Origin of the sequence: Streptomyces sp. NPDC003036 (assembly GCF_040611175.1) — a bacterium.
GTDB lineage: Bacteria > Actinomycetota > Actinomycetes > Streptomycetales > Streptomycetaceae > Streptomyces.
The window spans coordinates 76,822-95,277 of record NZ_JBEXNO010000004.1; the positions used below are offsets into that span (position 1 = coordinate 76,822).

Below are 18,456 nucleotides of genomic sequence, written 5' to 3' on the forward strand. Positions count from 1 at the left end.
CGGCCGGCCGGACCGGGTACCACCCTCACCGGTGCTGCGCGGTCGAACCCCGCACCACCAGCTCTGGCTGGAAGACGAACTCCGTGCGCTGCACCGGGTTCCCGTCGATCTCCTCCAGCAGCGCGTCGACCGCCGCCGTCGCCATCGCCTGCACGGGCTGGCGCACCGTGGTCAGCGGCGGGTCCGTGAACGCGATGAGCGGCGAGTCGTCGAACCCGACCACCGACACGTCCCCGGGCACGTCGAGCCCGCGCCCCCGCACCGCGCGTATCGCGCCGAGCGCCATCAGGTCGCTGCCGCACACGATCCCCGTACAGCCCTCGTCGAGGAGCTCGGCCGCCGCCGCATGGCCGCCCTCGACGCCGAACAGCGTGGGCCGCACGAGCAGTTCGGCGTTCTCGCGCGCCACCCCCAACAACGCGTGCAGCGCCGCCGTGAACCCTTCGGCCTTGCGGCGCGAGGGCACGTACCGGGTCGGCCCGATGGCGAGGCCGATGCGCTCGTGGCCGAGCTCCACCAGGTGCCGTACGGCCATGCGGGCGGCGGAGCGGTCGTCGGGCGAGACGAAGTGCGCGTCGATGTGCTCGTTGAAGCCGTTGATGAGGACGAACGGCACGCCCCGCCCGGCCAGCCGGGCGTACCGGGCCGGGTCGGCCGCGGAGTCGGCGTGCAGCCCTGACAGGAAGACGATGCCGGTGACGCCCCGCTCCTCCAGCTGCTCGACGAGCTCGTCCTCGGTGGCGCCGCCCGGCATCTGTGTACACAGCACCGGCGTGTAGCCGTGCCCCGCCAGGACCTGCTCGATGACCTGCGCGAACGCCGGGAAGATGGGGTTGGTCAGCTCCGGGATGACGAGCCCCACCAGGCCGGCGCTGCGCCGCTTGAGCCGTACGGGCCGCTCGTAGCCGAGGACGTCGAGGGCGGCGAGCACCCGGGTCCGGGTCCCGCCCGCGACGCCCGCCTTGCCGTTGAGGACCCGGCTGACGGTGGCCTCGCTGACACCGGCCTGCGCCGCGATGTCCGCGAGCCGCGGGGCGCCCCCTCCTCCGTCGCCCCGCGGCTCGCCCGACGGCACGAGGGCCGTCACACCGCCCACCAGACGGTGGTGTCGGCGGGTATGTCGGTGGTGCCGTCGACGCTGGTGCGCACCCGCTCGCTGGCGAGCAGCATCCGGCCGGGCACCTCGATCCGTATCGCCTCACCGGTGGTGTTGGCCGTGCAGACGAAGCCGTCGCGGCGGAACACCAGCAGCCCCTCGGGCGCCTCCTGCCACTCCACCTCGTCGCCCGCGCCGAGCCCCGGCTGCTCCCGGCGCACCGCCAGCGCGGCGCGGTACAGCTCCAGCGTCGACGACGGGTCGCCGGTCTGGGCCTCGACGCTCAGGGCGGCCCAGCTCGCGGGCTGCGGGAGCCAGCTGCCGCCGCTGCCGAAGCCGTACGAGGAACCCTCGACGGTCCACGGGATGGGCACGCGGCAGCCGTCGCGGAAGCCGTCCTGGCCGCTGGCGCGGAAGAACGACGGGTCCTGGCGCACCTCGTCGGGCAGGTCGGTGACGTCCGGCAGGCCGAGCTCCTCGCCCTGGTAGAGGTAGGCGGAGCCGGGCAGCGCCAGCATCAGCAGGGTGGCCGCGCGGGCCCGGCGCAGCCCGAGCTCCCGGTCGCCGGGCGTGCGCAGCTGGGTGCCGAGCCCGGCCGGGTTGGCGAACCGGGTGGCGTGGCGGGTCACGTCGTGGTTGGACAGCACCCAGGTGGCGGGGGCGCCGACGGGGCGCATCGCGGCGAGCGAGGCATCGATGACCTTGCGCAGCTCGGCGGCGTCCCAGTGGGTGCCGAGGTACTGGAAGTTGAAGGCCTGGTGCATCTCGTCGGGGCGCACGTAGTTCGCGGTGCGCTCGACGGTCGGGGTCCATGCCTCGGCGACGAGCACGCGCTCGCCGTCGTACTCCTCCAGGACCTGGCGCCAGCTGCGGTAGATCTCGTGGACGCCGTCCTGGTCGAAGAAGGGCATCACGTCGTTGCCGAGCAGCTTGAGCTGGTCGTGGGAGCCGATGTCGGGCAGGCCCTCGGCCTTGACCAGCCCGTGGGCGACGTCCACGCGGAAGCCGTCGACGCCCATGTCGAGCCAGAAGCGCAGGATGGAGCGGAACTCGTCGCGTACGGCGGGGTGTTCCCAGTTGAAGTCAGGCTGCTCGGGCGCGAAGAGGTGCAGGTACCACTCGCCGTCCGCGACGCGGGTCCACGCGGGGCCGCCGAAGATGGACTCCCAGTCGTTGGGGGGCAGCGAGCCGTCCGCGCCGCGCCCGGGGCGGAAGTGGTAGCGGTCGCGCAGCGGCGATCCGGGGCCCTCGCGCAGCGCGCGCTGGAACCACTCGTGCTGGTCGGAGGAGTGGTTGGGGACGAGGTCGACGATGATGCGCAGGCCGAGCTCGTGGGCCTCGCGGATCAGCGCGTCGGCGTCCAGCAGGGAGCCGAACATGGGGTCGATGGCGCGGTAGTCGGCGACGTCGTACCCGGCGTCGGCCTGCGGCGAGGCGTAGAAGGGGCTGAGCCAGACGGCGTCGACGCCGAGCTCCTTCAAGTACGGCAGCCGGCTGCGGATGCCTTCCAGGTCGCCCATGCCGTCGCCGTTGCCGTCGGCGAAGCTGCGCGGATAGACCTGGTAGATCACCGCGTCTCTCCACCAGCCCGTGTGCGTGCCGGTGGTGCCGGTTGCGGAGGGGGCGGGGGCAGCGAGGTGCTGGGTCATGTCTTCCCTGGAGTCATGAGGAGTGGAGCGGTGACCGGTCCGGCGTCAGGCACGGACCGGTCACCGCAGACCGGGACGGAGGATCAGGACTTGGTGGCGCCGGCGGTCAGTCCGGAGACCAGGTGCCGCTGGACGAGGCCGAAGACGACGGTGGCGGGCACCGCGATGAGCACGGCGGCGGCGGTCAGCGAGCCCCAGTCGGCGGTGTACTGGTTGACGAAGGTCTGCAGGCCGCCCGCGAGGGTGAGGTTCTCCTCGCCGGTCATGAACGCGGAGGCGTAGGCGACCTCGGCCCAGCCGGTGATGAAGGTGTAGAACGCCGTGACGGCGAGACCGGGCTTGGCGAGCGGCATGATGAGCCGCCAGAAGGTGCCGAAGGGCGTCAGTCCGTCGACCCGGCCCGCCTCGTCGATCTCGGCCGGGATGCCGTCGAAGTAGCCCTTCATCATCCAGGCGCAGAACGGCACGGCGACGGTCAGGTACGTGACCACCAGGCCGACCGGCTGGTTGAGCAGCCCCATCGAGGCGAGCAGGTTGTACAGCGGCACGATCAGGACCGCGACCGGGAACATCTGGGTGATCAGCAGCATCCACATCAGCGGGCGCAGGCCCGGGAAGCGGAAGCGGCTGACGGCGTACCCGGTGGTGGCGGAGATGAAGACGCCGATGACGGTGGTCAGTCCGACGACGATCAGCGAGTTGCCGAGCCACGACAGGAACTGGGTGTTGTTGATGACGTGGGTGTAGTTGCCGAGCGTGAAGTTCTTGACGAGCGAGGTGTCGAACGCGTCGGTCTTCGGCTTGAAGGAGGTGATGACCAGCCACAGCGGCGGGAAGACCGCGATGACGCCGGCGACCAGCAGCGTCAGGTGCAGCGCGACGGAGGCCAGCGGGGACCGCTCCTCGCGGCCGCGCACCTTGCGGGCCTTACCGGAACCGGTCTTGCGGATCTGGGTTGCGGTGCTCACCACATGTCTCCCTGCTTCTTGAGCGCACGGCGGTAGACCACCGCGAAGAGCGACAGGAGCAGCAGGATCACCACGCCCCAGGCCGCGGAGGCCGCGTAGTCGCGCGGGCTGACGACGAATGAGAGCCGGTAGGCGTACGTCACGAGGATCTCGGTGGCGTCACCGGGCCCGCCCCGGGTCAGCAGGAAGATCACCGGGAACATGTTGAAGGTCCAGATGCAGCTGAGCAGCGTGACCGTCGCGGAGACCGGCCGCAGCCCGGGCAGCGTGATGTGGCGGAACCGCTGCCAGGGGGTGGCGCCGTCCATCTCGGCGGCCTCGTACAGCTCGCCGGGGATGGCCTGGAGTCCGCCGAGCAGGGCGACCAGCATGAAGGGCACGCCGATCCAGACGTTGACGGCGATGACGGAGATCTTCGCCCAGGTCGGGTCGTTGAGCCAGGAGATGCCGTCGATGCCGCCGCCCGCGAGGAGCTTGTTGAACAGGCCGCTGCGCTCGTTGAAGAGCAGCTTCCAGGTGAAGACGGAGACGAAGGCGGGCACGGCCCACGGCAGGACCAGGGCCATGCGGTAGAAGGCGCGGCCCTTGATCTTCCGGTTGAGCAGGGTGGCGAGGGCCAGGCCCAGCGTGAAGGAGAGCGACACGCAGGCGACGGTCCACACCACGGTCCAGCCGAGCCGGTCCCAGAAGACGCCGTCGGTGAGGATCGCCCGGTAGTTGTCGAGACCCACGGACTGGTACGTCGCGGGGATGTGGTTGACGCCGATCGTGCGCTCGACGTTGGCTTCGTTCGCGTCGGTGAGCGACAGGTAGACACCGCGCACGAGCGGGTAGCCGATGATCACGCCGATCACGGCGACGACCGGAGCGACCATGCTCCAGGCGTACCAGTGAGTGGTCAGCGCCCTGCGCAGCCGGCCCGGGGTCGGGTGCCCCGGGTTCTTCTCAGTGCGGCGGCCGCGGCCGCGGGCGCTGTGGGCGCCCGCGGCGGTGGCCTCCGACTGGCTGGTCTCGACAGCCATGGGTCGGTCAGCCCTTCTCACTGCTTACTTGTAGTCCTTGAGCATCTTGCGGTAGGCGTCGCCGGTCTCCTGGGCGGCCTTCTCCGGGGCGGTCCTGCCGCCGAGGACGTTGGCCATCTGCAGGCGGACCGGCTCGAAGAGCGCGTTGCCCTGCGGGATCCAGGGGCGCTCGACGGCCTTGTCGACCGCGGGCTTGAAGAACTTGACCATCTCGTTGTTCGCGACGGACGGCTGCGTGTAGACCGACAGGCGGGTCGGCAGCAGGCTCAGCTTCTCGGTGGTCTGCTGCTGGACCTTGGCGGAGCTCATGTAGCGGGCGAACTCGTACGACGCGTCGAGGTTCTTCGACCCGGCGTAGACGGAGAGGTTCCAGCCGCCCTGCGGGGAGCCCTGCGCGGCGCTGCCGGCGGGGACGGGCGCGATGCCGAGGTTGGCCGGGTCCTTGAACTCGGCGCCGGCGCGGGTGTCGGCGATGGCCCACGGGCCGTTGAGCATCATCGCGACCTTGCCGGACTTGAAGGCGTTCTGCATGTTGTTCCAGCCGTCGGAGGCGTCGGTGATCGCCGCCTTCGAGTCGACCAGGTCCTTGATGGTCTTGTACGCCTTGACGCCCGCCGGGTCGTCGATGGTGACGGTCTTGGACTTGGCGTCGACCATGTCGCCGCCCTCGCCGTACAGGAAGGAGAGGAACCAGTACGGGTCGTCGCCGCGGAGGTAGAGGCCGGTCTTGCCGGGCGACTTCTCGCTGATCTTCTTCGAGGCGGCCTTGAGCTCCTCGATGTTCTTCGGGACCTCGACGCCGGCGTCCTTGAGCATCTTCTTGTTGTAGAAGAGCGCCATGGTGTCGATGACCTGCGGCACGGCGTAGGTCTTGCCGTTGAACTTGGTGGACGCGGCGGCCTGCGGCAGCCAGTCGACCTCGTTCTCCACCGCGCGGGTGTTGTCCAGCGGGGCGAGGTAGCCCAGGTTGGCGAAGTCGGCGACCCAGGCGACCTCGGTGCGCATCACGTCGGGCGCCCCGGAGTTGCCGCCGGCGGCGTTCTTGAACTTGGCGTTCGCCTCGCCGAAGGGCACGCTGACGTACTTGACCTTCACCTTGGGGTGCAGCTTGGTGAAGCCCTCGGCCAGCGCCTGGTAGGTCGGCCTCTCCGCTTCGTTCGCGGTGTCCCAGAAGGTGACGGTGCCGGACAGCTCGCCCGAGCTCTTCTTGCCGCCGTCGCCCTCTCCACCGCCGCAGGCCGCCGTCGTGAGGCCGAGGGCCGCGACCAGCGCGGTGGCCGCTATGCCACGCCGCATGTGAACTCCTTCAACTGATCCCGGGAAGACGAAGGCGTACTCGCCTCCTGCCGACCGCTCCCTCGCGGCGCGCCGGGCTGGCAGGAACGTAACAGGGATGAAAACGCGCCGAAAGACCTTGCAGTAATTTTTTGCAAGCAGGGGTGATCGTTACATTCGCGTGTCCCTACAGTTGCCGACGCATCGCTTGACACGCCCGTACCGGATGGGTTGCGGACCCCTGGAAGCCTCTGCAAGCCTTTTCAGAAGTTGTTGCAGACACATTGCAGGACCGTTTCATGGCCGCGCCCACCTCGTTGCTTGTACGTAGCCCCCGTCCCGGCCGACCCGAGAGGGACCCGCACATGGCCCACGAGCTCACCTCGCCCGTCCAGGCAGCCGAGGACCCGCTCCTCGCGAGCCCTTCCCCGGCGATCCCCTCCGAGGAGGGCGCCTCCCGGTCGGGCTGGTGGCGGGACGCCGTCATCTACCAGGTGTACGTCCGCTCCTTCGCCGACAGCGACGGCGACGGCATCGGCGATCTGCGCGGCGTACGGGAGCGTCTCGAGCACCTGGTGGAGCTGGGGGCGGACGCGGTGTGGCTCACGCCGTTCTACGCCTCGCCCCAGGCGGACGGCGGGTACGACGTCGCCGACTACCGCGCCGTCGACCCCGTCTTCGGGGACCTCGCGGACGCCGACGACCTGGTGCGCCGGGCCCATGAGCTGGGGCTGCGGGTGATCGTCGACATCGTCCCGAACCACACGTCCGACCGGCACCCGTGGTTCCGCGAGGCCCTCGCGGGCGTGGGCCGCGAGCGCTACCACTTCCGCCCGGGCAAGGGCCCGGACGGCTCGCTGCCGCCCAACGACTGGGAGTCGGTCTTCGGCGGCCCGGCCTGGACGCGCGTCCCGGACGGCGCCTGGTACCTGCACCTCTTCGCACCCGAGCAGCCCGACCTGAACTGGGACCACGCCGAGGTGCGGGCCGAGTTCGATTCGGTGCTGCGGTTCTGGCTGGACCTGGGCGTCGACGGCTTCCGGATCGACGTCGCGCACGGCATGGTCAAGGCGCCCGGCATGCCGGACATCGGCCACGGCGAGCAGGCCCGGCTGATCGGCACCCAGCAGCTGCCGTTCTTCGACCAGGACGGCGTCCACGAGATCCACCGCGGGTGGCGGCGGCTGCTCGACTCCTACGGCGGCGAGCGCATCGGCGTCGCGGAGGCGTGGGCCCCGTCGGCGGAGCGCCTCGCCCTGTACGTCCGCCCCGACGAGTTGCACCAGGCGTTCAACTTCCAGTTCCTCAACTGCCCGTGGGACGCCGACTGCCTGCACCGCGTCATCGACGACTCCTTGCGGGCCACCACCTCGGTGGGCGCCACGACGACGTGGGTGCTCTCCAACCACGACGTCGTACGCCACACCACCCGGTACGGCGCGGGCGAGGCGGGCCTGCGGCGGGCGCGGGCGGCCACGCTCCTGATGCTGGCCCTGCCCGGCTCGGTCTACCTCTACCAGGGCGAGGAGCTGGGGCTGCCCGAGGTCACGGAGCTGCCGGACGAGGTGCGGCAGGACCCGGCGTTCCTGCGCGGCGAGGGCCAGGACGGGCTGCGCGACGGCTGCCGCGTACCGATCCCGTGGACCGCCGAGGGCCCCTCGTACGGCTTCGGGCCGGGTGGCAGCTGGCTTCCGCAGCCCGCCGCCTGGGGCGGGCTGAGCGTCGCGGCCCAGACCGGCGACCCGGCCTCCACGCTGGAGCTCTACCGCGCCGCCCTCGCCCTGCGCCGCACGCACCCCGCCCTCGGCGCGGGCGACGGGGTCGAGTGGCTCCCGGCACCGCGCGGTGTGCTCGCCTTCCGCCGCCGCGCCGGCGACGCGGTCTTCGTCTGCACGGTGAACCTCGGCGGCCGCGCGGTGGAACTGCCCGCCCCGGGGCGGCTGCTGCTCGCGAGCACGCCGCTCGTGCCGCAGGACCCGGACGTGACGGCCGGCGGGTCCGGGTCAGGCGCCGAGGGCAAAGTACCCGCGCCGGCGCGGGAGTTGCCGGACGGCGCCGAGCCCGCCGAGAGCGGCCGGACGGTGCTCCTCGCCCCCGATTCCTGCGTCTGGTGGGCAAGCTGACGTGCGGCCGGTACAGTCGCATCCTATGACCGCGCGGCTAGCCGACATCGCAGCCCAGGCGGGGGTCAGCGAAGCCACAGTCAGCCGCGTGCTCAACGGCAAGCCGGGTGTGGCCGCGGCCACCCGCCAGTCCGTGCTGGCCGCGCTCGACGTCCTCGGTTACGAACGGCCCGTACGGCTGCGGCAGCGCAGCGCCGGGCTCGTCGGGCTCATAACGCCCGAGCTGGAGAACCCGATCTTCCCGGCCCTCGCCCAGGTCATCGGCCAGGCCCTGACCCGCCAGGGCTACACCCCGGTCCTCGCCACCCAGACGCCCGGCGGCTCCACCGAGGACGAGCTCACCGAGATGCTCGTCGAGCGCGGCGTCTCCGGCATCATCTTCGTCTCCGGTCTGCACGCCGACACCACCGCCGACATGACGCGCTACGACCAGCTGCGCGGCAAGGGCGTCCCGTACGTCCTGATCAACGGCTTCTCGCCCAAGGTGCAGGCCCCCTTCGTCTCCCCGGACGACCGGGCCGCGATGCAGCTCGCCGTCACCCACCTCGCCTCCCTCGGGCACACCCGGATCGGCCTCGCCGTCGGCCCGAAGCGCTTCGTCCCCGTCGTCCGGAAGATCGAGGGCTTCCGGCGCGGCATGCGCGAGCGCTTCGGCCTCTCCCCGGAGGAGACCGAGGAGCTCATCCAGCACTCCCTCTACACCCTGGAGGGCGGCCAGGCCGCCGCCACCGCGCTCATCGAGCGCGGCTGCACCGCCGTGGTCTGCGCCAGCGACATGATGGCGCTCGGTGCCATCCGGGCGGCCCGGCAGCAGGGGCTGCACGTCCCCCGCGACATCTCCGTCGTCGGCTTCGACGACTCCCCCCTCATAGCCTTCACGGACCCTCCCCTGACCACCATCCGCCAGCCCGTGCAGGCGATGGGCCAGGCCGCGGTCCGCGCGCTGCTGGAGGAGATCGGCGGCACCCCCGCCCCGCACAGCGAGTTCGTCTTCATGCCCGAGCTCGTCGTCCGGGGCTCCACCGCCTCCGGACCCCAAGGCCGGCGGGGGGCGGACCGGCGCGGCGATGGCAGCGAGGACCCGACTGACGGATGATCGACGCAGTGGACATATCTGGCACACTCTTGGCCCATGGGTGACACAACAGTGAGAACAATGGAAGGCCGCACGACGGCCCCCTCATCACCCATCGAGGAGCAGCGCCCCCAGGCCGCGCCCCCGCGCCGGACCACCCTGGAGCGCCTGCGGGCCCCCCGCCGCCCCCGTATCTGGTTCGAGATCCTGCTGATCGCGGTCAGCTACGGCACGTACTCGGCCATCCGCAACGCCGTACCCGAGCAGAGGGCGGAGGCGCTGCGCAACGCCGACTGGATCTGGCGTGCGGAGCAGGCACTCGGCATAGCGGTCGAGAAGACGGTCAACCACGCCGTCGACTCCGTGACGTGGCTGATCGTGGGCATGAACTACTACTACGCCACGCTCCACTTCATCGTGACCATCGGCGTGCTGGTGTGGCTGTACCGCTGGCATCCGGGGCGGTACGCCGCCACCCGCCTGGTGCTGTTCTCCACCACCGGTGTCGCCCTGCTCGGCTACTACCTGTATCCGCTCGCTCCGCCGCGGCTGATGACCAGCGAGAAGTTCATCGACACCGTCCTGGTCCACCAGACCTGGGGCTCGATGGCCTCCGGCGACCTGAAGCAGATGTCGAACCAGTACGCCGCCATGCCGTCCATGCACATCGGCTGGTCCCTGTGGTGCGGCCTGACCATCTACGCCCTGGCCCGGGCGCCCTGGGCGAAGATCCTCGGCTTCCTCTACCCCGTCGCCACCCTGGTGGTCATCGTCGCCACCGCCAACCACTTCTGGCTGGACGCCGTGGGCGGCCTGATGTGCCTGGCCTTCGGCTACACGCTCGCGTACGTCTGGTACCGCAGCGCCCCGCACAACCTGCCGCGGTACGTCGCGACACCGGCGGCTCACGCCCCGTAGAAGAGCTCCTCGACCAGGGCCCGCGCGCGGCGCGTCGTACGGCGGTAGTCCTCGACCATCTCGCCGACGTGCCCGGGGCCGTACCCGAGGTAGCGGGCGACGGCGGCCAGTTCGCGCCCGTCCGACGGGAAGGTGTCGCCGGCCCTGCCGCGTACCAGCATCACGCCGTTGCGGACGCGGGTGGCGAGCACCCACGCCTCGTCCAGCGTGCGGGCGTCGTGCTCGTCGAGGAGCCCGGCCTCGCGGGCGGCGGCGAGCGCGTGCCGCGTGCGGGTGGTGCGCAGCCCGGGCACCTCGCGCGCGTGCCGCATCTGGATCAGCTGCACCGTCCACTCCACGTCGGAGAGGCCGCCGCGCCCCAGCTTGGTGTGGAGGGTGGGGTCGGCGCCGCGCGGTAGCCGCTCGGTCTCCATCCGCGCCTTCAGGCGGCGGATCTCGCGCACCGCGGCCTCGTCCAGTCCGCCCGCCGGGTAGCGCAGCGGGTCGACCAGCTCGATGAAGCGGCGCCCCAGCTCCGGGTCGCCCGCCATCGGCTCGGCCCGCAGCAGGGCCTGGCTCTCCCAGCCGAGCGACCAGCGGCGGTAGTAGGCCTCGTACGACTTGAGCGTGCGCACCAGCGGGCCGCTCTTGCCCTCGGGGCGCAGGTCGGCGTCGATCAGCAGCGGCGGGTCGGCGGTCGGCAGCTGGAGCAGCCGCCGCATCTCCGCCACCACGGCGTTCGCGGCGCGGGCCGCCTCCTGCTCGTCGACGTCGTCGCGCGGCTCGTGCACGAACAGCACGTCGGCGTCGGAGCCGTACCCCAGCTCGTGTCCGCCGAAGCGGCCCATGCCGATGACGGCGAACTTCGTGGGCAGGGTCTCGCCCCACTGCTCGCGGACGGCGGCGCGCAGGGCCCCGGCGAGGGTCGCGGCGTTCAGATCGGTGACCGCGTCGCCGACCCGGTCGACCAGCACGCCCGGATCGACCTCGGCGGGCCGGTCCTCCGTGCCGTACGAGGCGATGATGTCGGCGGCGGCGGTACGGAACAGCTCCCGGCGCCGTACGCCGCGGGCCACGGCGACGGCCTGCTCGGCGGTGTCGGCGCGGCCCACCGCCGCGAGGATCTCCGGCTCCAGGTGATCGCGGCGGCGCGGCTTCAGCCCCTCCGGCGCGCCGAGGATGGCCACCGCCTCCGGGGCCCGCAGCAGCAGGTCCGGCGCCAGCCGCCCGGCCGACAGCACCCGCGCGAGGTTCTCCGCCGCCGCGCCCTCGTCGCGCAGCAGCCGCAGGTACCAGGGCGTCTTGCCCAGCGCGTCGGACACCTTGCGGAAGCCGAGCAGCCCCGCGTCCGGGTCCGCCGAGTCCGCGAACCACCCCAGCAGCACGGGCAGCAGCGTCCGCTGGATCGCCGCCTTCCTGGTGACCCCGGACGACAGCGCCTCCAGGTGGCGCAGGGCCGCGACGGGATCGTCGTACCCGAGGGCCTCCAGGCGCTGCCCGGCGGCCTTGGCGCTCAGCCGCGTCTCACCGGGCGCGAGCTGCGCGACGGCGTCCAGGAGCGGCCGGTAGAACAGCTTCTCGTGCAGCCGCCGCACCACGGCGGCGTGCCGCTTCCACTCCCGGTTCAGCTCCGCCACCGGGTCGGTCCGCATCCCCATCGACCGCCCGAGCCGCCGCTGGTCGTCCTCGCCCTCCGGCACCAGATGGGTGCGGCGGAGCCGGTACAGCTGGATGCGGTGCTCCATGGCGCGCAGGAAGCGGTACGCCTCGTCCATCTGGGCCGCGTCCACCCGCCCCACGTACCCGCCGGCGGCCAGGGCCTTCAGCGCCTCCAGGGTGGTGCCGCTGCGCAGCGTGGCGTCGCTGCGCCCGTGCACCAGCTGGAGCAGCTGGACGGCGAACTCGACGTCCCGCAGTCCGCCGGGGCCGAGCTTCAGCTCGCGGTCGACCTGGGCGACGGGGATGTTGTCGACCACGCGGCGGCGCATCTTCTGCACGTCGGCGACGAAGTTCTCGCGCTCGGCGGCCTGCCACACCAGCGGGGAGACGGCGTCGATGTACGCCTCCCCCAGGCCGGGGTCCCCCGCCACCGGGCGTGCCTTCAGCAGGGCCTGGAACTCCCAGGTCTTCGCCCAGCGCTGGTAGTAGGCCAGGTGGCTGGAGAGCGTCCGCACCAGCGGGCCGTTGCGGCCCTCGGGCCGGAGGTTGGCGTCCACCGGCCAGATGGCGCCCTCGACGGTCGTCTCGGAGCAGATCCGCATCAGATGGGAGGCCAGGCGGGTCGCGGCCTGCAGGGCCTTGGCCTCGTCGCCGCCCTCCGCCGCCTCCCCGACGAAGACCACGTCCACGTCGGAGACGTAGTTGAGCTCGTTCCCGCCGCACTTCCCCATCGCGATGACGGCGAGCCGGCACGCGGCGGCGTCCTCGGGCGCGGCGGCCTCGGCGATGGCGAGCGCCCGGCGCAGGGTGGCCGTGGCGAGGTCGGCGAGCTCGGCCGCGGTCTCGGCCACGTCGATGGTGCCGCACACATCGCGCGCGGCGATGGCCAGCAGGCACCTGCGGTAGGCCACGCGCAGCGCCACCGGGTCGGCGGCCCCGGCGAGCCCGCGCTCGAACTCCTCGACCCCCGGGTGCAGGTCGGCCGCCTCGTACGTGACGAGCGCCCGCCAGTCCTGCGGGTGCCGCGCCAGATGGTCCCCGAGCGCCTCGGACGCCCCCAGCACCCCCAGCAGCCGGTCCCGCAGCGGCTTGGCGCCGACCAGCGTCGCCAGCAGCTGGCCGTCCTCCTGCGCCTCGGCGAGCCGTACGAGCCCCCGCAGCGCGAGGTCGGGATCGGCGGTCGCGCCCAGCGCGTCCAGCAGCACCGGGTTCTCGCTCACGGCCGCCAGCACCGGCAGCTCCAGCAGCCGCCCGGCGGCGGAGGGGTCGGTGAACCCGTGCCGCAGCAGCCGCGTGAAGGTACTGCTCCTGCGCCCCGGCGCCGTCATGGGTCTCCCTCCACCGCGAGTAAGGGTCGCTACGAGCCTATCGGCCCTCGGAGCGGGGGCGGGCGCGCACCGGGCCTCCGGCCAGCGGGAATCGGCCTCGGCCCGCACGCGTGACGGACCGCACACCGCCCCCAATGAACCCGATCGCGGCAAACCCTCTCTTCTCCGCCGGTTCGCCCATTCCTCCGCGTACGGAAGCCCTCGCCCATGCCCCGCCGCCCCGCCGCCCACCGTCCCGCCCGCCGCCGTCTGTTCCTCGCCGCGCCCGTCGCCGTGCTCGCCGCCCTCACCGGCGGGACGCTCGCGCTCACCGCCGGTTCCTCGGGCGCGTCCGACTGGCCGAGCCGGGGCGTGCCGGAGGCGCACGCGGTGAAGCCGGTGCGGACGGCGGGCGAGGCGGTCGTGCAGATCATGGCCCACCCGGACGACGACCTGTTCTTCATGAACCCGGACACCTCCCACTCCCTCGCCACCGGCCGGAGCCTGACGTCCGTCTACCTCACGGCCGGCGAGTCCGACGGCCGCAACGCCCGCCACCAGGACCCGCGCCCGCCCGCGGACAAGGCCGCGTACGCCGAGGCGCGCCAGAACGGCATCCGCGCCGCGTACGCCGAGATGGCGACCGGCAACCGCACGAGCCCGTGGGACCGCACCTCCATACGCACGGCCGGCGGCGGCCTCGCGGAGCTGGACACGCTGCGCGCCAAGCCGCACGTCAGCCTCGTCTGGCTCCAGCTGCGCGAGGCGGGCAGCATCACCGGCGACCGCCCGCACAGCCTGCACGGCCTGTGGGACGGCCGGATCGAGGAGCTGGAGTCGCAGCTGGCGGCCGGTTCCCCGGTGCGGGAGGACTTCTCGTACACCAAGGCCGAGACGATCGAGACCCTCACCGCCGTCCTGGAGCGCTTCCGCCCCACCTTCGTCCGGATGATGGACCCGACGCCCGGCCACAACGACCGCACCGGCAAGCTCTCGGACCACCAGGACCACATGTACGGCGCCCGTTTCGCGCAGGCGGCGCTGGCCCGGTACGCGGACTCGCCCGGGCACCCGCCCTTCGTCGTACAGAACTACCTCGGGTACGCGACGGGTGGCCTGCCGCACTCGCTCGACCCGGAGACGACCGAGGCGAAGCTGCGCTCGCTGCGGACGTACGCGTGGACGGACCACACCGACTACTGCGAGGACCCGGCCGGCTGCGGCGACCGCAAGGTGGCCGCGCGGCCGGCCGGGCACGGCTGGGCGCAGTCCATCCGCTACACGCGCTCCGAGTCGACGAGCTGGGTGCAGCAGGGGCCCCGGCCCGGTGAGCTGTACGCGTTCGGGGTCCTCGATGGCCGCCTCGCGGTCTGGCACCGGACGGCCGGCACCGAGTGGACGGGCCCGGTCCTCCACGAGGGCGCGGGGCTGGACGGCGGCGTGACGTCCGTCCGGCTCCCGGACGGCCGGATCGCGGTGTTCGGTACGCGTACGGACCTGGGCGGCGAGCGCCCGGAGGCGTACCGCCGCGACGTGGTGACCGCCGTGCAGACGGCGCCGGGCGGCGCGTTCGGGCCGTGGCGCTCGCTGGGTACGCCGGACCCGGACGACGCCGCGGGCACGTCGGACATCAGCGTCCCGGCGGTGCTGGTGGACGCGGCGGGCCGGGCGTCGGTGTACGTGCGCGACGCGGGCCACGGCCTGAGCGTGACGTCGCAGCGGCCGGACGGGCGGTGGACGCCGTGGCGTTCGGCGGGCGGGAAGGGCGTGCACGGCAACCCGGTGGCGGTGAGCGACGCGACGGGCCGCGGCCATGTCTTCGCGGGTACGGCCACGACGGTCCTGGCCTGGACGCAGGCGGCCCCCGGCGCTCCCGTGACCGGTCCGGCGGCGACCGGCCTGCCGCCGACCACGGTGGCGTTGAGCGCCACGCCGGACGGTGCCGACGGCGTACGCCTCTGGTTCCGCGAGCCGGACTCGGGCGCGGTGCGCTCGGCCCGGTTCGCGGGCGGCGGCGTGACGGTGCTCGGCGGCGGGTCCGGGGGCCGTGGAGGCTACGGCGCGGTGGCGGCGTCCGGTGACCGGCTGGCCCTGCGCGGGCGCGGCGGCGTGGTGGCGACGGGGGCGGCGACCGAACCCCCGTCCGGCGCGGGCCTCTTCGCGGGCGCGCCGGCGGCGTCCCCGTACGGCTTCGCGGCCCTGGGCCTGGACGGCCGGCTGCGCTGGACGCCCTGGGAGCGGTGAGCGCCGGGTCCTTGCCCGGGCCTGCGGCGGCCAGTACGGTCCCGGTGCATGAACTGGACCCTCGAAGTCGTCCTCGTCCCGGTCACCGACCTGGACCGGGCCAAGGACTTCTACGGCACGAAGTGCGGCTTCAAGGTGGACCTCGACACGGAGGTCGCCCCGGGTATCCGCATCATCCAGCTGACCCCGCCCGGCTCCCGCTGCTCCCTCACGCTCCAGAGCGGCATGCCCCTCGCTTCCGGCGAGAAGGCCATGGCTCCGGGGTCCCTCCAGGGCCTTCAGCTGTGCGTCACGGACATCGACGCGGCCCGCGCGGAGCTGGTGTCACGCGGGGTGGAGGTGAGCCCGGTCCAGCACCTGGGCCCGGAGGGGTGGGCGGAGGGCAAGGGCGAGACCTGGAACTCCTTCATGTTCTTCAAGGACCCGGACGGCAACGGCTGGACGGTCCAGCAGGCCCCGTCGGAGCTCTCGGAGCGCTAGCCCGACCGGCTCAGTAGTAGCCCTTCTGCCCGTCCAGCAGCTCCCGCATCGCGTCCAGGTGCCCGGCGTGCCGCGCGGTCTCCTCCACCATGTGGATGAGCATCCACCGCAGGCTCGCCCGCCCGGACCGGAAGTCCGGGTGGCGCCCCGTCTCCGCGAGGGCGTGCGCCGCGACGATCTCGTTGGAGACCTCGCACTGCCGCTCGTACTCCTCCAACAGCCGCGCGAGCGGCACGCCCTCGACCTTCATGTCGAGGTCCTCTTCGCTCTCGTCGAACTGCGGGTTCCCGTCGGCCGGTTCGCCCAGGAACAGCACCTTGAACCAGGCGTGCTCCACCCACCGCAGATGCGACACGACACCGGCCACGGTCATGAGCGGCGAATGCGGCAACACGGCCCGGTGCGCGTCCGCCTCCGCCAGGCCCTCGCACTTCCACCGGACGATGGCGCGCTGCGTGTCGAGCCACCCGACGAGCTGGGTGCGCTCGTCGGCGTCGAAGGGGGGCCGTACGGGCCGTACGGGAGAAGAGGTCATGGGCGCGCACGCTAGCCACACCGGGCGGGTGCGCGCACCTGGATTTCCGCTTGCACGCGGGCGTCAGGCGCCCGCCGCTTCTCCGGTCACGTCGATGATGCGCGAGATCCACTTCCGTGTCTGATGCCACCGGTTGCAGTACCGGCGTGAACGCCACCACGACCGGTACACGACCGGTCGCTTGCACCACTTACACGGCTTCACTCGCACCTGAGCCCCCATGACGGCGACTCTAACCGCCGCCTCCGGCCAGGGAGAACCCGGTGCTTACAGCACCGGCAGGTTCTTGCGCAGCTCGAAGGCGGTGACCTCGGAGCGGTACTCCTCCCACTCCTGCTTCTTGTTGCGGAGGAAGTGACGAGCCGCCAGAGCAACCTGCGACCGGCCCAACCGGCTCACCCCTGACCGCGCTCGGACGGTAGCCAGTGGTCGTTATTGGCCGCCCGCGGTACTCCGCGGACGGCCCACAGACTGCCCGGGCAGCCCGGCTCTCTCACGAGGGCCTGAAGCTGGTGAGGCCCCAGCCCGTTCTCCCGAGAGCGGAGGCGCGGTAGTTCTTGTACTTCGCTGCTACAGATGAGGCCGGGCCGGTCGAATTACCAATCGAGAACCGCGATTGAATCCTCATCAATTTCGACACCTTTTTGCAAACCTAGCTGTCGACCTCCGTACAACTTTGAAACGCGCCCCATCGGACCTTCTGGGATGTATTTACGCCTATCCTCTTCGAGCTCCCGCATTCTCACGTATCGCTCCTCTGGCCCCATCACCGCTACGCCGGATTTGAGTACCGAGTGATTTTCAATGACCCTATCTGCGCACGCCTTCACCCCTCCCAGTAGGATTTCTAGGTACTTCGATAGACGGCTTGAATGGACCACGTCGAAGTACCTAACTCTACTGGAAGTCCGATTCCACGATTGCCGCTCATTAAATGGCTCAAGGTAGCTCATTCGAACCCATGGTATTGCCAGAAAAATATTCTTTCCTTCATGCTGGAGCGTTCCGATCATCGGTGCATCGATTACATCCAGGGGCGTCAGGAAGCGAATCGGATCGCGATCCCCTGTGGGGGCAATCGAAGTGAGGTGGTCAGCGGACTTCAATAGTGGAAGCGTGATCGACCTGTAAGCGTCTTCACCCGTAAGCTCTAGTTTTGAACCCCGACGGGCGGCCTTAGTCAGGGATATGGCATGAAATGGAGGGTTGTCGAAAATCTCGAACTCGTGACAGGCTAGCGCGTCATGAACACTGAGTAGGTAAGAGAAGTCTGGTGGCATCTCTTCATGCTCGACAGTGGCGAAAATTTGCATATCCGGGCTCGCGGTACCAATGATCTCCGGGAAGCTGACTGAATTTTGAGGAGCATCTTTTCGCAGGAAAAACACATAGGGCAGCTCGCCCTGTTTGCATTCAATCAATACATTCAACCGGCAGTGCGCCCGGTCGCTCTTATCCGTGCTGTGACTTAGTGGGATGTCCGCGAAGACGTCAAGGGCCCGAACCTGCCCGGACTCACGATCAAGATACGCCCACTCTTCTTGCATCTCTCCCCTCATTTCATTTTCGGAGAGCGCTTGTTGGAGTTTAGTCGCAACCGCTGCTTGCAGTGGATATCCCGAGCGCCTCACAGCTTCGAGGAGGTCTGAACCTGTGACACCAGCTTTCAGCTGGGCGTACTCTGGCGTGTCGTTCTGCTCCACTGCTCCTCTTTTCTGGATCCGCGTCATCGGTGAACTCATCCTGCCGTAGAACCCATAGGCTCAGCAGGGGTTTTCCTAAACTGAGCTGCTGGCCGGGGTGTGCTTGGTGCTTGAGGTCGGTGGAGCGGGTTTGGTCGGTGGCCTTGCCCGGTTCGGGGCCGATAATGATCAGGGGCCGTGTGCTGGTTGGCAACTCGGGCAGGCTTTGGGCCTGCCCGAGTTGGAGCGGGGCGTAGGCAGGAGCGCAGGCCCGGGCGACGGGCCGCGAGCGCCGCGCTGTGCGCGGCGGGTGCCTTGATGAGGTAGAGGAAGTCTTACCGCAGGCCGGGGCGTGCTGCCGAGTCTCTGGTTGCTTCCGTGGCGGCGCCTTGGACCGACGCTCGGGCAAGTGGAAGCACGGCAAGCGCCCAGTGTCACAAGCAC

Annotated in this window: 14 protein-coding genes; 5 read left to right on the forward strand and 9 right to left on the reverse strand. The window is 71.1% G+C overall.

The features are described from left to right. Nucleotides 1-25 precede the first annotated feature (25 nt). The 5 genes from ABZX67_RS04410 to ABZX67_RS04430 form a co-directional block, all read right to left on the reverse strand. Nucleotides 26-1,087: a LacI family DNA-binding transcriptional regulator gene (locus tag ABZX67_RS04410; RefSeq protein ID WP_355354708.1), complete on the reverse strand. Its 1,062-nt coding sequence runs from the start codon at nt 1,085-1,087 to the stop codon at nt 26-28. Next, nucleotides 1,084-2,745 (reverse strand): glycoside hydrolase family 13 protein, encoded by a 1,662-nt coding sequence (locus tag ABZX67_RS04415; protein WP_355354329.1) that lies wholly within the window; start codon nt 2,743-2,745, stop codon nt 1,084-1,086. Before ABZX67_RS04415 ends, ABZX67_RS04410 begins: the two co-directional genes overlap by 4 nt. An 83-nt stretch (nt 2,746-2,828) precedes the next feature. Next, on the reverse strand, nt 2,829-3,695 hold the full coding sequence (locus ABZX67_RS04420; protein ID WP_355354711.1) for a carbohydrate ABC transporter permease: 867 nt from the start codon (nt 3,693-3,695) through the stop codon (nt 2,829-2,831). A 14-nt stretch (nt 3,696-3,709) separates the two neighbouring features. Next, nucleotides 3,710-4,735: a sugar ABC transporter permease gene (locus ABZX67_RS04425; RefSeq protein WP_355354332.1), complete on the reverse strand. Its 1,026-nt coding sequence runs from the start codon at nt 4,733-4,735 to the stop codon at nt 3,710-3,712. Between the two features lie 24 nt (nt 4,736-4,759). Further along, nucleotides 4,760-6,031: an extracellular solute-binding protein gene (locus ABZX67_RS04430; RefSeq protein WP_355354335.1), complete on the reverse strand. Its 1,272-nt coding sequence runs from the start codon at nt 6,029-6,031 to the stop codon at nt 4,760-4,762. Nucleotides 6,032-6,375: 344 nt separating this feature from the next. On the opposite strand from ABZX67_RS04430, the gene ABZX67_RS04435 reads away from it, so the two are divergent. From ABZX67_RS04435 to ABZX67_RS04445, 3 genes are read left to right on the forward strand one after another with little or no spacing between them, the layout of a single operon-like run. Continuing rightward, nucleotides 6,376-8,133 carry a glycoside hydrolase family 13 protein gene (locus ABZX67_RS04435; RefSeq protein ID WP_355354338.1) on the forward strand — a complete coding sequence of 586 codons (1,758 nt, stop codon included), beginning with the start codon at nt 6,376-6,378 and terminating at the stop codon, nt 8,131-8,133. 25 nt (nt 8,134-8,158) lie between these two features. Further along, nucleotides 8,159-9,229: a LacI family DNA-binding transcriptional regulator gene (locus ABZX67_RS04440; RefSeq protein WP_355354341.1), complete on the forward strand. Its 1,071-nt coding sequence runs from the start codon at nt 8,159-8,161 to the stop codon at nt 9,227-9,229. 36 nt (nt 9,230-9,265) lie between these two features. After that, nucleotides 9,266-10,126 carry a phosphatase PAP2 family protein gene (locus ABZX67_RS04445; protein WP_355354344.1) on the forward strand — a complete coding sequence of 287 codons (861 nt, stop codon included), beginning with the start codon at nt 9,266-9,268 and terminating at the stop codon, nt 10,124-10,126. Here ABZX67_RS04445 and ABZX67_RS04450 read toward each other — a convergent pair. After that, nucleotides 10,114-13,092: a bifunctional [glutamine synthetase] adenylyltransferase/[glutamine synthetase]-adenylyl-L-tyrosine phosphorylase gene (locus ABZX67_RS04450; protein WP_355354347.1), complete on the reverse strand. Its 2,979-nt coding sequence runs from the start codon at nt 13,090-13,092 to the stop codon at nt 10,114-10,116. The two genes, ABZX67_RS04445 and ABZX67_RS04450, sit on opposite strands and share 13 nt — an antisense overlap. Nucleotides 13,093-13,299: 207 nt before the next feature. On the opposite strand from ABZX67_RS04450, the gene ABZX67_RS04455 reads away from it, so the two are divergent. Together ABZX67_RS04455 and ABZX67_RS04460 are read left to right on the forward strand one after the other, a co-directional pair. After that, nucleotides 13,300-15,315 (forward strand): PIG-L family deacetylase, encoded by a 2,016-nt coding sequence (locus ABZX67_RS04455; protein ID WP_355354350.1) that lies wholly within the window; start codon nt 13,300-13,302, stop codon nt 15,313-15,315. Nucleotides 15,316-15,363: 48 nt separating this feature from the next. After that, entirely contained in the window at nt 15,364-15,795 is a 432-nt protein-coding gene (locus ABZX67_RS04460; protein ID WP_355354353.1) for a VOC family protein, read from the forward strand. Between the two features lie 10 nt (nt 15,796-15,805). Here the strand turns inward: ABZX67_RS04460 and ABZX67_RS04465 are convergent, their stop codons facing one another. The 3 genes from ABZX67_RS04465 to ABZX67_RS04475 all read right to left on the reverse strand — a co-directional run bounded on the left by ABZX67_RS04465 (nt 15,806) and on the right by ABZX67_RS04475 (nt 18,033). Then, entirely contained in the window at nt 15,806-16,330 is a 525-nt protein-coding gene (locus tag ABZX67_RS04465; RefSeq protein WP_355354356.1) for a DinB family protein, read from the reverse strand. A 267-nt stretch (nt 16,331-16,597) separates the two neighbouring features. After that, nucleotides 16,598-16,720 carry a glutamine synthetase gene (locus ABZX67_RS04470; RefSeq protein WP_355354359.1) on the reverse strand — a complete coding sequence of 41 codons (123 nt, stop codon included), beginning with the start codon at nt 16,718-16,720 and terminating at the stop codon, nt 16,598-16,600. A 206-nt stretch (nt 16,721-16,926) separates the two neighbouring features. Further along, entirely contained in the window at nt 16,927-18,033 is a 1,107-nt protein-coding gene (locus ABZX67_RS04475) for a hypothetical protein (protein ID WP_355354362.1), read from the reverse strand. Nucleotides 18,034-18,456 lie beyond the last annotated feature (423 nt).